The following is a 15,719-nucleotide window of genomic DNA, read 5'->3' as shown; positions in this document are numbered from 1 at the left end:
GGTCAACGGCCGCGGAGGCGGCGCACCAGGATGCTCGCGTCGCCGCGCGACTCCAGGTCGGCGAGGACGACCGCGACCGCCTCACGGACGATCCGGCCGCGGTCGACGGCGAGCCCGTGCTCGCCGCGGAGCACCAGGCGCGCGTGCTCGAGGTCCATCAGCTCCTCGGCGGAGACATAGACGGTGATCTTCTCGTCGTGGCGCTCGCGCCCGCTGGGCCTGCGGTTCGGCGTACGGGCGCGGCGGCGGGCCGGGCCGTTCTGCTCGGCCGTGGCCGAACCGCCCTGGGCCTGACGGCCCTTGGGCCGGTCCCCGGCGGCGGGGCGCCGCTCGCCGACCGCGTCCTGGGAGGCCGTCTCCCGTCCCGTGTGTTCGCCCGAGCCGGACTGTTCACCGTCCCCGCGCTGCTCCTGCCCTTCGCGCGGCTCGGCGCCCACGTCGGGTTCGGCGGCGGGCGGGGGCACCCGGGGGCCCTCGCCGTTCGCCTGGCGGCGCCCGGCGGCGGGAGCGGAGGACTGGAGGCCCATCCCTCCCGTGGTGCGGAACAGTTCGTCGGCTCCCGGCAGACTCACTCGGCGTGACACCGGGCGAGCACCTCCCTGGCGAGCTGGCGATAGGCGGCGGCACCGACGGAGTTGGACGCGTACGTGGTGATCGGCTCACCCGCGACCGTGGTCTCGGGGAAGCGGACCGTACGGCCGATGACCGTGTGGTAGACGTGATCGTCGAACGCCTCGACCACGCGGGCGAGGACCTCACGGCTGTGCACGGTGCGCGAGTCGTACATCGTGGCGAGGATGCCGTCCAGCTCCAGGTCGGGGTTGAGCCGCTCCTGGACCTTCTCGATCGTCTCCGTGAGCAACGCCACACCGCGCAGCGCGAAGAACTCGCACTCCAGCGGCACGATCACCTTGTGCGCGGCGGTCAGCGCGTTGACGGTGAGCAGACCGAGCGAGGGCTGGCAGTCGATGACGATGTAGTCGTAGTCGGCCATCAGCGGCTTGAGCGCGCGCTGGAGGGTCGACTCCCGGGCGACCTCGCTCACCAGCTGCACCTCGGCGGCCGACAAGTCGATATTGCTGGGCAGCAGGTCCATGTTGGGCACGGCCGTCTTCAGCAGCACCTCGTCGGCCGACATGCCCCGCTCCATGAGCAGGTTGTAGACCGTGAGGTCGAGCTCCATCGGGTTGACCCCGAGGCCGACCGACAGGGCGCCCTGCGGGTCGAAGTCGACGAGCAGGACCCGGCGGCCGTACTCGGCCAGGGCCGCGCCCAGGTTGATGGTGGAGGTGGTCTTGCCGACCCCGCCCTTCTGGTTGCACATCGCGATGATCTTCGCGGGACCGTGGTCGGTCAGCGGCCCGGGGATCGGGAAGTACGGCAGCGGACGCCCGGTGGGGCCGATCCGCTCGCGGCGCTGACGGGCAGCGTCGGGTGCGAGCGTGGCCGCGTATTCGGGGTCTGGCTCGTACTCCGCGTCCGGGTCGTAGAAGTGCCCGTCGGGGAGGTCGTCGTAGTCGGCGAAGCGGGCGGGATCCGTGCCCCCCTGGTCGCCGGCCATGGCGTTCACGTGATGGCCGTCCATGCTGTGGCTCTGGTGGGCTGTCGTCGGGCTCTGGCGGGTTGCGAAGGTACGGACAGCGACGGAGCCGACAGCCTCGAGCCCCGAGGGGCCCTGGCCCCGCGCAGCCGGTCCTGGTTGACCACCCCCGGGAGAAAATGTCGACTCATTCACAAGTCGTCCTACCTCCTTGGTGACCAGGAAATTTCTCTATAGGTCAGCGTGACACCATGCCGACGGTTGGCGACTCTATGGCGTGTCACCGGTCCGCAGCAACACAATCCACCGGACACGGCACGATGTGTCGGCAATCGAACACCCCGATGTCAAGGGCGTGTGAACGGTGCCGCGGAGATTTCACCACCGCATAAAGCGTCTGAATAGTTGCATTTAGGGCGAGTTGGCCGAGCGGTGGTCCGCAGGCGATACGGGGCACAGCGGACACACCTTCGGCCGGGCCTCGTCCTTCGACAAGACCCGGCCGGATGCCCGATGTTGACATGTGGTTGACGGTCGGTGTTGACCGTCCGGCAACCCGGGTCGACGGGCCCCGGCGACCGGGGCCGGTGAACTCCGGGCGCCATTCAGCCGATCAGCGAGCCCAGTTCGACGGCGGGCAGCTCATGGGCCTCGGCGACCGGGCCGTAGACGACCTGGCCCTCATGGGTGTTGAGCCCCTTGGCCAGCGCGGCGTCCCTGCGCAGCGCCTCCCGCCAGCCGCGGTTGGCCAGCTCCACGATGTACGGGAGCGTGGCGTTGGTGAGCGCGTGGGTGGAGGTGTTCGGCACCGCGCCGGGCATGTTGGCCACGCAGTAGAAGACCGAGTTGTGGACCTCGAAGGTCGGCTCGGCGTGGGTGGTGGGACGGGAGTCCTCGAAGCAGCCGCCCTGGTCGATCGCGATGTCGACAAGGACACTTCCCGGCTTCATCCGGGACACCAGCTCGTTGGTGACCAGCTTGGGCGCCTTGGCGCCCGGGATGAGCACCGCGCCGATGACCAGGTCGGCATCGAGGACGGCCTTCTCCAGCTCATAGGCGTTGGAGGCGATGGTCTGCACCCGGTTGCCGAAGATCCGGTCGGCCTCGCGCAGCTTGTTGATGTCCTTGTCGAGCAGGGTGACGTGGAAGCCCATGCCGATGGCGATCTGGGCGGCGTTCCACCCGGAGACGCCACCGCCGATGACCACGGCCCGCCCGGCGGCCACACCCGGCACCCCGCCGGGCAGCACACCGCGGCCGCCGGCCGAGCGCATCAGGTGGTACGCGCCGACCTGCGGCGCGATCCGGCCCGCGACCTCGGACATCGGCGCGAGCAGCGGCAGGGCGCGGTTCGCGGTCTCGACCGTCTCGTAGGCGATGGCGGTGGTGCCGGACTCCAGCAGCGCGTCGGTGCAGGCCCGGGAGGCGGCCAGGTGCAGATAGGTGAAGAGCGTCTGGCCCTTGCGCAGCCGGTGGTACTCCTCCGCGACGGGCTCCTTGACCTTCAGCAGCAGGTCGGCCGTGGCCCAGACCTCGTCGGCGGTGCCGAGGATGTGCGCACCGGCGGCGGTGTACTCCTCGTCCGTGATGGACGAGCCGAGGCCCGCACTCCGCTCGATGACGACCTCATGGCCGCCTCGGACCAGCTCGTGCACACCGGCGGGGGTGATGGCCACACGGAACTCGTTGTTCTTGACCTCGCGGGGGATACCGACCTTCACGTCGATCACGGTCCTTGAATGGGGGAAAAGGAACATATCGCCATAGCCGGCCATGGGCCAATACACCATCGACCATAGACAGGCAAACCGGCAGATGCGTCCGCATGCCGGAGACGACCGCAACAATCGCGGTACAGCCAGTCTAATGAAGGACGTCGCGCTGTCTAGCCTTGCAATGCATCAATCTTTTGGAAGACCACTACTGATTTCGTAGGTCGACAGGGTTTCAGTCCCCACTCTGAGGTGACGGACCGGTGTCTTCCGCCTCGCCCGCCTCGATCCTCCGGGCGGTTCGCCGCAGCGACCGCGCCACCGCGGGATCCCCGCCGAGCCGGTCCATCGCGTCCGCCGCATGGCGCGCCAGCTCGGCGTGCAGCCCGGTGTCACCGCAGGTCCGGGCGGCCGCGGCGGTCTCCGCCCAGGTGCGCAGCGCCTCCCTCGGCCGGCCCGACCGCTCCTGGGCGTCCGCGGTACCGCTGAGCGCCCGGGCATACCCCGGCCGGTCGTCCGCCCGGCGGCAGGCGGCCGCGGCGGCGCGCCAGTCGCGCAGCGCCTCGCCCCACCGCCCGGCGTAGCCGTGGACGGTGCCGAGCCGTGCGTACAGCCGGGCCGCCGCGGGCGTGTCGCGGCGGCTCAGCCGCAGCTCCAGGGCGCGTCCGAACCAGTCGGCCGCCCGGTGCCAGTCCTCCAGCGCCTGGTACGTGCCGCCGATCGACTCCAGCGCACGCCCGGTCGTATACGGATCGCCCGAGGCGCGGGCGGCCTCCAGGGCGCTCTTGTAGCGGGCGAGCGCCTTGTCCACCCGGCCCGCCCCACCGTCCAGATCGCCGAGGTTCAGCAGCGCGGCCGCCCGCTCCACCGGCAGATCGCGGCGCCGGGCCACGTCCAGCACCAGCTGATGCAGCCCGTACAGCTCCACCGCCGCGCCGTCGAAGCCCCGGTGGGCGGTCAGGGCGTGGGTCAGCGCGGCCACCAACCGCCGTGCCAGGGTGTCGAGTTGACCGGTCTCGACGGCCAGCCGGGCGGCCTCGATCAGCGTGGGCAGCCGCTCCTCCAGCCAGCCGGCCGCCTCCGCCGACGACGAAAACCGCAGCGGCTTCGGCATCCCGGCCAGCTTCTTCCGGCCCGGGGAACCCGCTGGCTCGGCGGCCAGCCGGCAGGCGTGCAGCTGCCGTACGGCGCGCTCCAGCATCCGCGCCCGCGCCAGCTCCACCTCCGCCGGGCGCTCCTCGGCCGCCAGCCGCTCCCGCAGCAGCGGATCGAGACAGCCGGGCACCAGGTAGCGGCCGGGGCCGCGCGGGCGCAGCATCCCGTACGCGGCGAAGCCCTCCAGCGCCGCCTCGCCGTCCGCCACCGAGCAGCCGGCCAGCGCGGAGGCGATCTGGGCGTCGGCCGATCCGCCGGGCGCCAGTACCAGCAGCCGCAGCATCCGGGCGACGGCCGACGGCAGCGCGGCGTAGGCCAGCCGGAAGGCGCGGGTCAGCGGGCGGGCGCCGTGGTCGTGGTCGCCCTCGTCCGGCGGCAGTTCGCACAGCCGGGCCAGGGCGTCGGCCACCGACGCCTGCGGGCGGGCGGCGAGCCAGCCGCCGACCAGGACGAGCGCCGCGGGCTGGCCCGCGCACTCCTCGACCAGGGACTGCGCGGCCACCGGATCGCAGGTGATCCGGGTGGGCCCGGTGTACTGCGCCAGCAGCCCGACCGCCGCGCTCACATCCAGCCCGCCCACCGTGCACGGACGCACATCCGGCACCCCGGTCAGCGGGCCGCGCGAGACGGCGACCACCAGGCAGTCGGGCTCGTCGGGCAGCAGGGCGTCCACCTGCTCGGCCCCGGCCACGTCGTCGAGCAGCAGCAGCACCCGCCTGCCGTCGAGCGCCTCGCGCAGCGCCTCACTCAGATCGTCCTCGTCCGCCCCCGGCGGGGCGCTCACGCCGAGCCGTCCCAGCAGCTCACGGGCGGTGCGCTCGGTGGAGACGGGATCACCGGCGGAGGTGGTCAGCCGGGCGCTCAGCACCCCGTCGGGGTAGTCGTCGGCGAGCCGTCGGGCGAGCTCCTCGGCCAGTGCCGTACGGCCCCAGCCGGGGCGGCCCGCGATCAGCAGCACCCGGCTGCGGGCGGCCTTGCGGCCGGCGAGGGTGTCCAGACCCGCGCGCTCGATGTCGGCCCGCAGCGAGAGCAGCTCCCGCCGCCGCCCGGCGAACCCCCGCCCCACGGAGGCCGCCGCCGCGAACAGCACGGCCCTGGTCGCCCCGCTCCACACCCCGCCGTCCTGGGCGTCGGCGGTGGAGCGCCGTTGCCGCGGCGGGGTGTCGGAGGAGGACGTCTCATCTTTGGGCGGACGGCCGGGGACGGACTCCGGCGGACGGCCGGGAGCGGACTCCGGCGGACGGCCGGGGGCGGACGAAGCGGATGAAGCGGACACGGTGGGCGGCGGCTGCCGCTTCCCTGGGGCCGCCGGCTCCCCATCGGTGTCGACCGCCTGCTCCGCCACGGGCCCACTCCCGTCCACCTGCGCGTACGAGCCCCTTCGGCTCACTATGAGCGTAGTTCACTCCGCGTCAGCTACCCGGTACTCGCGGCCCACAGCACGGACCGAAAATCACTCCATCGGATCTTCACCGAGGCCGAGTGGGGCCCGTGCGCCCCATCAGTGGGTCAGGCGTCGAAGGGCCGGGCCGGCCAGGAGGCGTCGGCGGGCCGGAGGGCGTCGACGCCGTCGCCGGAGAGCGCCGCCCGCAGCGCCAGCGCGCCCGTCGCGAGGCAGTTGTTGTGCAGCTCGCCCGCGAGGGCGCCGCGCACCAGCTCCTCCAGGGACACCCGGGCGAGCTCCATGTCGGCCTCCTCCTCGGAGACCTCGAACCGCTCGCCCTCGGCCACGGAGATCTCCCGGGCCAGGAAGATCCGCACGGCCTCGTCACAGCCGCCGGGCGAGGTGTAGAGGTCGATGAGGACCCGCCAGTCCTCGGCCTTGACGTGCGCCTCCTCGTACAGCTCCCGCTGGGCGGCGTGCAGCGGGTTCTCTCCGGGGATGTCCAGGAGACCGGCCGGGATCTCCCACAGCCGCTGGCGGACCGGGTGCCGGTACTGCCGCAGCACGAGCACGTGGTCATCCCTGTCCAGGGCGAGGACGGCGACGGAGCCGGGGTGGACCTGGTAGTCGCGCTTGGCCCGACTCCCGTCGGGCATCTCCACCTCGTCCGTGCGCACGCTCGTCTTGTTGCCGGTGAACGGCGTGGCGGTGGCGGTGACCGGCCATTCCTCGGGGGTGTCCTGGATGCGCATGCTTGCCTCAGCGTCCTTTCCGCGTGCGGTTGACGGGGCGGTGGGCCGCGCCGGCCGCCCGCCCCCGCCAACCGTAACGGTCGGACGCCTGCGTCCCGCGTCAACGGTCAGGCGCTTACGCCCGGCGTCTGAGCTGCGACCTGTCGCTCGACCGCCGCCTTCACCAGGCCCGCGAAGAGCGGGTGCGGACGGGTCGGGCGGGAGCGCAGCTCGGGGTGGGCCTGGGTGCCGACCAGATAGGGGTGGACCTCGCGCGGGTACTCCACGTACTCCACCAGCTTGTTGTCCGGGGATGTGCCGGAGAAGACGATCCCGGCCTTCTTCTCCAGCTCACCGCGGTAGGAGTTGTTGACCTCGTAGCGGTGGCGGTGGCGCTCCTCGACATACGGCTGGTTGTCGTAGACCTCGCGGACGATCGAGCCTTCGGCCAGCTTGGCCGGGTACATGCCCAGCCGCATGGTGCCGCCCATGTCGCCCTCGCCCGCGACGATGTCGAGCTGCTCGGCCATGGTGGAGATCACCGGGTCGGTGGTGGCGGGCTCGAACTCGGTGGAGTTGGCGCCCTCGATGCCCGCGAGGTTGCGCGCCGCCTCGATGACGATGCACTGGAGTCCCAGGCAGAGGCCCAGCACCGGGATCTTGTTCTCCCGGGCGTAGGTGATCGCGCCGACCTTACCGATGACACCGCGGTCGCCGAAGCCACCGGGGATGCAGACCGCGTCCACGCCGTCGAGCTGCTCCCGGGCGCCGGCCGCCGTCTTGCAGTCGTCGGAGGTGACCCACTTGATCTTCACGCGGGCGTTGTTGGCGAAGCCGCCGGCGCGCAGCGCCTCGGTGACGGAGAGATAGGCGTCGGGCAGGTCGATGTACTTGCCGACGAGCGCCACGGTGATCTCGTGGTCGGGCTCGTGGACCCGCTTCAGCAGGTCGTCCCACTGGGTCCAGTCCACGTCGCGGAAGGGCAGGTCCAGCTTGCGGACGACATAGGCGTCCAGGCCCTCGGAGTGCAGCACCTTGGGGATGTCGTAGATCGACTTGGCGTCGATGGCGGCGACCACGGCGGCGTCGTCCACGTCACACATCAGCGAGACCTTGCGCTTGATGGAGGTGGGGACCTCGCGGTCGGCTCGCAGCACGATCGCGTCCGGCTGGATGCCGATGTTGCGCAGCGCGGCCACCGAGTGCTGGGTGGGCTTGGTCTTCAGCTCGCCGGACGGGCCGATGTAGGGCAGCAGGGAGATGTGCACCACGAACACGTTGTCCCGGCCGACCTCGTGCCGGACCTGGCGGACGGCCTCCAGGAAGGGCAGCGACTCGATGTCGCCGACGGTGCCGCCGACCTCGGTGATGACGACGTCCACGTCGTCGGTGGCCATGCGCCGGATGCGGTGCTTGATCTCGTTGGTGATGTGCGGGATGACCTGCACCGTGTCCCCGAGGTACTCACCGCGCCGCTCCTTGGCGATTACGGTGGAGTAGACCTGTCCGGTGGTCACATTGGCCGAGCCGTCGAGGTCGACGTCGAGGAAGCGCTCGTAGTGGCCGATGTCCAGATCGGTCTCGGCGCCGTCGTTGGTGACGAACACCTCGCCGTGCTGGAAGGGGTTCATCGTGCCCGGGTCGACATTCAGATACGGATCGAGCTTCTGCATAGTGACGCGCAGACCGCGCGCCTTCAGCAGCGCCCCCAGACTGGAGGCGGTAAGGCCCTTGCCGAGTGAAGAGGCGACACCCCCGGTGACGAAGAGGTGCTTGGTCGTCATGGGCTTAGCGGCAATGGCCAAGAGGGGGCTCCCGTGGTCGCGTCGTGAGGGTGCGTACGGCAGCCGTTCCGGGGTCCGGGGGCGCCGCCGCTGAGGTTCGGGGGTTTTGTGCCCGCCGCTCCACGGGCTACCAGGGTATCAGCGCCCCGGAGCGGTCGCTGCTGACCTGGTTCCCGCGTTCGGTCTGCGCAACCGCCCGAACACCATGCGTGACCTGGCCACCCGATCGGGCGTGAGATGCGAGCCACGATGTGGACGGGCTCAAGCGGATCACCGTTGTCCGTCGTATCCTCATCGGACGCACGCATGCGAGCCACCCCGGCACGGCACCACCAGCACGCCCCCGGAACAAGAGCTCGTCAGAATTTTCCGAGACCGTAAGAACCGCCCTCCGGGGTGATACGGCCGTTCGAATGGGGAATGCACGTGGCCGGGCGTATCGAGGATTACGCACTGATTGGTGATATGCAGACGGCCGCCCTCGTCTGCAGAGACGGGACCGTCGACTGGCTGTGCCTGCCGCGGTTCGACTCCCATGCCGTCTTCGCCGGTCTGCTGGGCACTGAGGAACACGGTTTCTGGCGGCTGGGGCCCGCCGCCCCCGCGGGAAGCGGGCCGCCCGCCGCCGACCGCCGCCGCTACCGCGGCGACTCCCTGGTCCTGGAGTCGGAGTGGGACACCCCGCGCGGCACGGTCCGCGTGATCGACTTCATGCCGCCCCGTGACGGCGCCCCGCAACTGGTGCGGATCGTCGAGGGGGTCAGCGGCCGGGTGCCGATGCGCTCCGCGCTGCGGATGCGGTTCTCCTACGGCTGGGTCGTGCCCTGGGTGCACCGGGTGGACACCCGTACCGTCGCCGTCGCCGGTCCTGACTCGGTATGGCTGGACACCGAGGCCGACACCTACGGCAAGGACCTCACCACCTACTCCGACTTCACGGTGGGCCCCGGCGACCGGATCGCCTTCACCATCAGCTGGCAGCCCTCGCACAACGAGCCGCCCGCCCTGCCGGAGCCGGAGGTCGCGCTGGAGGCCACCGAGGCGTTCTGGCGGGAGTGGGTCGAGCACTGCACGTACCACGGCCCCTACCGGGACGCGGTGGTCCGCTCGCTGATCACGCTCAAGGCGCTGACCTACGCCCCCACCGGCGGCATCGTCGCGGCGCCCACCACCTCCCTGCCCGAGGAGATCGGCGGCGTCCGGAACTGGGACTACCGCTTCACCTGGCTGCGGGACGCGGCGATCACCCTCTCCTCGCTGCTGCGCACCGGCTACCGCGAGGAGGCCCGCGCCTGGCGCGAATGGCTGCTCCGCGCGGTCGCGGGCGACCCGGAGAACCTCCAGATCATGTACGGCATCGCGGGCGAGCGGGAGCTGTCCGAGGCCGAGCTGACCTGGCTGCCCGGCTTCGAGAACTCCCAGCCGGTCCGGATCGGCAACGGCGCGGCGGGCCAGGTCCAGCTCGACGTCTACGGCGAGGTCACCGAGGCGCTGCACCTGGCCCATATGACGGGCCTGGCGCGCAACGACTACGCGAGCGTGCTCCAGCTGAAGCTGATCCGCTACCTCGAGGAGCACTGGGACGAGCCGGACGAGGGCATCTGGGAGGTGCGCGGGCCGCGCCGCCACTTCGTGCACTCCAAGGTGATGGCCTGGGTCGCGGTCGACCGCACCGTCAAGCTGATCGAATCCGGCGATGTGGACGGGCCGTTGGAGCGCTGGCGGGAGCTGCGCGACGAGATCCACCGGGACGTCTGCGAGCGGGGCTACGACGCCGAGCGGAACACCTTCACCCAGTCCTACGGCTCCAAGGAGCTGGACGCCTCGCTGCTGCTCATCCCGCAGATGGGCTTCCTGCCGCCGGACGACAAGCGGGTCATCGGCACCATCGAGGCGATCCAGCGGGAGCTGTCGACCGAGGACGGCTTCGTGATGCGCTACCCCACCGCGGGCGAGGACGCCGGGGTGGACGGCCTCGAGGGCGACGAAGGGGCCTTCCTGGCCTGCTCGTTCTGGCTCGCCGACGACCTGGCGATGATCGGCCGGGTGGACGAGGCCCGCAAGCTCTTCGAGAAGCTGCTCGGGCTCCGCAATGACCTCGGGCTGCTGTCCGAGGAGTGGGACTCGCACAACCAGCGTCTGGTGGGCAACTTCCCGCAGGCGTTCAGCCATGTGCCGCTGATCGACACCGCGCTGCGTCTCACGGCGTCCGGCGCGTACGGAGGCTGAGCCCCCGGCCCGGGCCCTCGGGGGCCCGGGCCCCCCACATCCGGGCCTGGCCCGCCGGGCGGTGTCCGCCAGGCGGGCCAGGCTGGGCATCGAACAGGCGGCTGAGCGCCCCGAAGGGGCGCGAGGCTGTGTCGATATGCGGCTCCGCCGCGTGGGCGCGACCAGCCACAACGCAGCCGCGGACGAACGACCGCACCTCGCGACGCTTCCCGCGGAGCGCTTAGCGTGGCGGCATGGAACCAGAGGGAACGATCACCGTGGCGCGGGCCCTCGGCCTTCCCGCCCTGCACCGTGGGCTCCCCGAGGTGGTGTCCGGGCAGGAGCTGCTGGACCGCCCGGTGCGCTGGGTGCACGCGGGCGAGGCGCCGAACATCGCCGCGCTGCTCAAGGGCGGTGAGCTGCTGCTGACCACCGGCCTCGGGGTCGGGCCGCGCCCCGCCGAGCAGCGCGCCTTCGTCCGCCGGCTCGCCGACCGGGGCATCGCGGCCCTGGTGGTGGAGCTGGGCCCCCGGTTCCGCACCCTGCCGGGGCCCGTCGTGGACACCGCCCGCTCGTGCGGGCTGCCGCTGGTGCAGCTCCATCGCGAGGTGCCGTTCGTGACGGTCACCGAGGAGATCCACACCGAGATCGTCAATGAGCACTACGCCCTGCTGCGCCAGGCCGACGTGGTGCACCGGCAGGCCACCGAGGTGCTGCTGCGCGGCGGCGGGGTGCCGGAGATCCTGCGCCACTTCGCCGCCTTCGCGGCCAATCCGGTCTTCCTCGAGACCCCCGACGGACGGCTGCTGTACGCGGCCGGGCCGGACGGCACGCCCCCGGCGGGCGCGGCCGATCCGCTCCAGGTGTGGGAGGGGCTGCGGGCGCCGCGTGCGGCCGAGCGGCCCGAGCCGCCGGCGGGCAGCGTGATCGCGGACATCCCGGGCGGCGGGCCCGGACCCGGTGCCGTACGGGCTCGGCTGACCGTCCTTCCGGTGGCCGGGCCGCTGGGCCCGGTGCACCGGATCGCCGCCGAGCGGACGGCGGATCTGCTGGCGGTGGTGCTGCTGCGGGCGCGTCAGGAGGAGGAGCTGGCGGCGCGCGGGCGCGGGGACTTCCTCACCGATCTCGCCGAGGGCCGGATCGAGGCGTCGGACGCCCCCGCGCAGGCCCGGGTGCTGGGCTTCCGGCCGGGCCCGGGCGGGCCGCTGCTGCCGGTGGTGATGCGGCTGGTGGAGGATCCGCGGCCGCTGGCCGGGGGCGGGGAGAGCTGGGCGGCGCTGGCCCAAGCCGTGCAGGAGGAGCTGGCCGGGGTCGGGGTGCCGGTGCTGCTCGGCGTACGGCTTCCAGAGGGGCGGGTTCCGCTGCTGGCGGGGCTGCGCGACGCGACCGAGCGGAGCGCGGTGGCCGAGCGGATCGCGGCGGCGCTGCGGACCGGGGTGGAGCGGGCCTGGCCGGACCGGGCCGGCGCCCGGCCGCCGGTGGTGGTCGCCGGGCTCGCGGTCGGCTGGGACGCGGCCGGAGCCGAGTTGCGGCATGCGGCGGAGGCGGCGAACGCGGCCTGCGGAGCGCCGCCCGACCGGGGCTGGTACGACGTACGGAGCCTGGATGTCGACCTGTTGCTGTGGCGACTGCGCGAGCACGGCGATCTGGCCGCCTTCGTGGACCGGGTGATCGGTCCGCTGCTCGCCCATGACCGCACCGCCCGCCCGCCGCTGGTGCCGACGCTGGAGACGTATCTGCGGCATGCGGGGCGCAAGGCGGAGACGGCCCGCACGCTGCACCTCAACCGCCAGACGCTGTACGACCGGCTGGCCCGGATCGCGTCGCTGCTGGGCAGCGACCTGGAGGATCCTCAGACGGTGCTCGCCCTGGGGGTGGCCCTCCAGGCCCGGCGCCATGTGCGGTGACACGGCGGCGGGCCGCCCCGCCTGACGCGGATGCGGCCCGCCCCGCCCTGCCCGGGCCCCCGCCCGGCGTCCCCCCCGCGTCGCCGGGCAGGGAGTGGCTCCCTCGCCGTCCGCCGCGCCGCCCTCGCCATGCGCCACGAACACCTCCCTGCCCGGCCGCCCTGTTTCGGACCCGCCCGGCCGTCTTTTTTCGGACCTGCCCGGCCGCCCTGTGCCGAACCCGCCCGGCCGCCCTGTGCCGAACCCGGCCGGACCCTGCCCGCCCCGACGGGCCCTCCCCGCCCCTTCCCGCGGCACCGATATGCGGCTTCGCCGCGCGGCAGGGACGTCGCCCCCGGACCCCGAACTCCGGGCCGGAGCCCCGCCCCCCGCCCCTCCCGCGTTCGAGGAGCGGAGCCTGGGACGCACCCCCCCCCCCCACCCCCCGGCGTTCGAGAAGCGGAGCCTAGGACGCACCCCCACCCCCAACCCCCCGGCGATTGAGAAGCGAGGTCTGGGGACCCCCACCCTCCAGCCCCTCCGGCGATTGAGGAGCGGGGTCTGGGGCGGAGCCCCAGTTTCGGGAAGGGGCGGGTAGGGGAACAGCCCGCCGCAGGCGACACAAGCCGCCGGACGCCCCTAGAACGGAGTCAGCGTGAGCGTGATCCCCTTCGGGGCGGTGTCCTGGATGTAGGACGCGAACTCGGCCACGTCATCGAAGGCGAAGCCATACGCCTTGCCGTCCACGGTCGCCGCGTGCATGGCCTTGGCGTAGTGGTTGGTGACGTCCTCGCCGTAGAAGGCGGCCGGATCGGTGGTCGGCTGGGCGTCGGCGTTGTGCAGCGTGGAGCGGTTGAAGCCCGCGCCGAGGATCGCCGCGACCGGACCCGTGGTCCCGTCGTTGGGCGCGGCCAGGGCGCCGTCGCAGAACAGCACGTCCTTGGTGGAGGGCTTGTCGAAGGAGACCGAGGCCGGGCCCGTGAAGGAGAACTTCCCGCCGCTCACCCGGCCGGTGAAGGTGCCCGCGTTGGTGGTGACCTTGAGGTCCTTCGATCCGTAGGCGTCCCAGACCTGGTCGATGTACGACGCGAAGTAGTCCTCCGCGAACACCCCCGCGCCCATGCCGTGACCGGGAGCGATCACCCGCAGGTTGTCGCCGACGATCAGCTTCTTGAAGGCGTCGACGCCGGCGAGGTCGGAGAAGACCTTGGCGCGGGCGCCGTCCTTGAGGGTGCCGGTCGTCTGGTCCTGGGCGCCGGTGAGGTGGATCGACAGCGGGACGCTGAACATGTCCACCATGGTGGTGTTGCAGAACATCCCCGAGGAGTTGTACGTGAACTCCGCGCAGTCGTGCATGATGTCGTAGTTCGGGTCGCCGGACACCCAGCCCGCCGGGTACTGCAGCGCGGCCTTGCCCGCCCCGTCCTCGACCACCTTGAGCTTGAGCTTGGAGCCGAGCGCCACATAGATCCGGCCGGACATCTGAGGCAGGTTCAGCTTGGTCTCACCGCTTCCGGCCAGCGGGATCGCGTAGTCGGTGAAGCCGTCCGAGCCGTTGTCGGAGAGCGCGACGGGGGCGATGTTGCCGTCCGCGGTGACGTGGACCTGCCGGTCGCCCTCGTTGCCGACGATGTAGAGCCAGACCGACCCGTTGTCGTACTGCCCCGTCTTGTTCACGACGGTCAGGGGCAGGGAGGCGGCGGCCTTGGCGCCCGGGGCTCCGCTGGCGCGGCCGCCGGCGAACGCGAGGCCGGTTCCCGCGGCGGCGGCGGAGGCGGCGATTCCGCCCAGCAGCTTCCTGCGACTGATCATGATGATGGTGCTCCTCGGCGTAGTGGGGGTTGCCGGGAAAATGGCGTGGGGGGTAACGGGAGGCGCGAAATTGAGAGCGCTCTCTCGTTCCTCTCCCCAGCACCCTGCCGATCAACGACCGGGCCCGTCAACCCCTTCACGCAGAAAGGTCTGCACCAACTCATCGTAGACGCTCAGGACATGGGCGACGGTGTCGTCCTCCGTCGGCCAGCCCGCCGTCCGCGCCCGCCCCGCCGTCGCCAGCTCCACCCGGCGCACCGGATCGGCGAGCAGCCCGGTCACGGCGTCGGCCAGGGCCTCGGGGTCGCCGTACGGCACGAGTTCGGCCGCCTCCCCCACCAGCTCCGGCACCCCGCCGACCGCCGTGGCCACCAGGGGCACCCCCGCGTGCAGCGCCTCCTGGGCCAGCAGCGACCGCGCCTCCCAGCGGCTGGAGAGCACCGCGACATCCGCCGCGGAGAGCAGCTGTGGCACATCCTCGCGGCGGCCGAGCAGCCGCACCGGCAGCCCCTCGGTGTCGATCCGGCGCTGGAGCACCGCACGGTCCGGCCCCTCCCCCGCCACCACCAGCAGCGGTCGCGGATCCAGCACCCGCCAGCGCCGCGCCGCGTCCAGCAGCGGGCCGTGTCCGGCCATGGCCTCCAGCCGCCCGGCCGTGACCAGCAACGGCCGCTCCACCACGCCCAGTTCGGCCCGCGCCTTCTGACGTCGGCCGTCGGCGGTCTCCGGCGGACGGCGTGGGGCGGGCACCGCGACCGGGGCCAGCCGGGCGTCGCGCGCACCGCGGGCGCGGGCCCGGGCCACCAGATCCGAGGAGGCCCCCAGCACGATCGCGGCGGCCCGGGCCACCCGACGCTCCATCAGCCGGACCAGACGGGCCCGCGCGCCCTCGGCGTCCACGCGGGTGTGCCAGGTGACGATCAGGGGTACGTTCCGGCCACGCAGCGCCACCGCCGCCAGCAGCCCCGAGCGCAGCCCGTGGGCGTGCACCAGGGCCGCTTCCTGGGTCGCCCTGCGCAGCGACGCCATGCTTCCGGCGTCCGTCAGGGCGTCGAGCCCGGTGAACCGCGCTCCGGTCTGGGTGAAGCCGTAGCCCTGCTCGGCGCTCCAGGGACCGCACACGGTCACCCGCAGTCCGCGCGCCACCAGCCCGGCCGACAGCGACCGCACATGCACCCCGCTGCCCGAACTCCCGGCGCCCAGCACCTGGACGGCGTGCAGCGACGACCGCGCGTGCGGCGGGACCGGGGTGTTGCTCACGGTACTGCTCACGCGGGCGGAGCTCCTGAGACGGTGTCGGGGCGATGGGGGGACGGTGCGGACGCGCTCCGCCCAAGAATGCCAGCACTCGCCGAACCCTCGTCGCAACGCTCCCAGGTGACGCCTGCCCCGAACTCGCCCGCGCGTCCGCGGTACCACCCGTTCGGGTGAAGGATCGGAGGAGCGTCGCGTGAAGGTCCGGGGGGAAGCTTCACGCGAGGGATCGCGTGAAGCGCGATGTGAAGCG

Annotated in this window: 10 protein-coding genes; 2 read left to right on the top strand and 8 right to left on the bottom strand. The window is 72.5% G+C overall.

All coding sequences use genetic code 11. The features are described from left to right. Positions 1–2 precede the first annotated feature (2 nt). The 6 genes from LIV37_RS38000 to LIV37_RS37975 all read right to left on the bottom strand — a co-directional run bounded on the left by LIV37_RS38000 (position 3) and on the right by LIV37_RS37975 (position 8,306). A complete protein-coding gene (locus LIV37_RS38000; protein ID WP_121824037.1) occupies positions 3–584 on the bottom strand; it encodes a hypothetical protein in 582 nt (193 codons plus the stop codon). Beyond that, complete coding sequence (locus tag LIV37_RS37995) at positions 569–1,585, bottom strand: ParA family protein (RefSeq protein ID WP_020872375.1); 1,017 nt, start codon at positions 1,583–1,585, stop codon at positions 569–571. The genes LIV37_RS38000 and LIV37_RS37995 overlap by 16 nt, the downstream gene beginning before the upstream one ends. Before the next feature lie 560 nt (positions 1,586–2,145). Then, complete coding sequence (ald, locus tag LIV37_RS37990) at positions 2,146–3,261, bottom strand: alanine dehydrogenase (protein ID WP_121825030.1); 1,116 nt, start codon at positions 3,259–3,261, stop codon at positions 2,146–2,148. A 226-nt stretch (positions 3,262–3,487) separates the two neighbouring features. Continuing rightward, positions 3,488–5,752 carry a tetratricopeptide repeat protein gene (locus LIV37_RS37985; protein WP_020872373.1) on the bottom strand — a complete coding sequence of 755 codons (2,265 nt, stop codon included), beginning with the start codon at positions 5,750–5,752 and terminating at the stop codon, positions 3,488–3,490. Positions 5,753–5,916: 164 nt separating this feature from the next. Next, positions 5,917–6,543 (bottom strand): NUDIX domain-containing protein, encoded by a 627-nt coding sequence (locus tag LIV37_RS37980; RefSeq protein WP_020872372.1) that lies wholly within the window; start codon positions 6,541–6,543, stop codon positions 5,917–5,919. A gap of 107 nt (positions 6,544–6,650) precedes the next feature. Continuing rightward, positions 6,651–8,306 carry a CTP synthase gene (locus LIV37_RS37975; RefSeq protein ID WP_020872371.1) on the bottom strand — a complete coding sequence of 552 codons (1,656 nt, stop codon included), beginning with the start codon at positions 8,304–8,306 and terminating at the stop codon, positions 6,651–6,653. A 420-nt stretch (positions 8,307–8,726) separates the two neighbouring features. Between LIV37_RS37975 and LIV37_RS37970 the strand changes: the two genes are divergently transcribed. Together LIV37_RS37970 and LIV37_RS37965 are read left to right on the top strand one after the other, a co-directional pair. Then, on the top strand, positions 8,727–10,535 hold the full coding sequence (locus LIV37_RS37970; RefSeq protein WP_121824038.1) for a glycoside hydrolase family 15 protein: 1,809 nt from the start codon (positions 8,727–8,729) through the stop codon (positions 10,533–10,535). Positions 10,536–10,768: 233 nt separating this feature from the next. Further along, complete coding sequence (locus LIV37_RS37965) at positions 10,769–12,421, top strand: PucR family transcriptional regulator (RefSeq protein WP_121824039.1); 1,653 nt, start codon at positions 10,769–10,771, stop codon at positions 12,419–12,421. A gap of 618 nt (positions 12,422–13,039) precedes the next feature. Here the strand turns inward: LIV37_RS37965 and LIV37_RS37960 are convergent. Together LIV37_RS37960 and LIV37_RS37955 are read right to left on the bottom strand one after the other, a co-directional pair. Further along, positions 13,040–14,212, bottom strand: coding sequence for a glycoside hydrolase family 64 protein (locus LIV37_RS37960; protein WP_020872368.1), 1,173 nt, complete (start codon positions 14,210–14,212; stop codon positions 13,040–13,042). Positions 14,213–14,323: 111 nt separating this feature from the next. Continuing rightward, complete coding sequence (locus LIV37_RS37955) at positions 14,324–15,484, bottom strand: glycosyltransferase family 4 protein (RefSeq protein ID WP_020872367.1); 1,161 nt, start codon at positions 15,482–15,484, stop codon at positions 14,324–14,326. Between the last annotated feature and the right edge of the window lie 235 nt (positions 15,485–15,719).

The sequence above is a fragment of the Streptomyces rapamycinicus NRRL 5491 genome, assembly GCF_024298965.1.
Lineage (GTDB): Bacteria > Actinomycetota > Actinomycetes > Streptomycetales > Streptomycetaceae > Streptomyces > Streptomyces rapamycinicus.
This window is presented reverse-complemented; position numbering and strand designations above follow the sequence as displayed.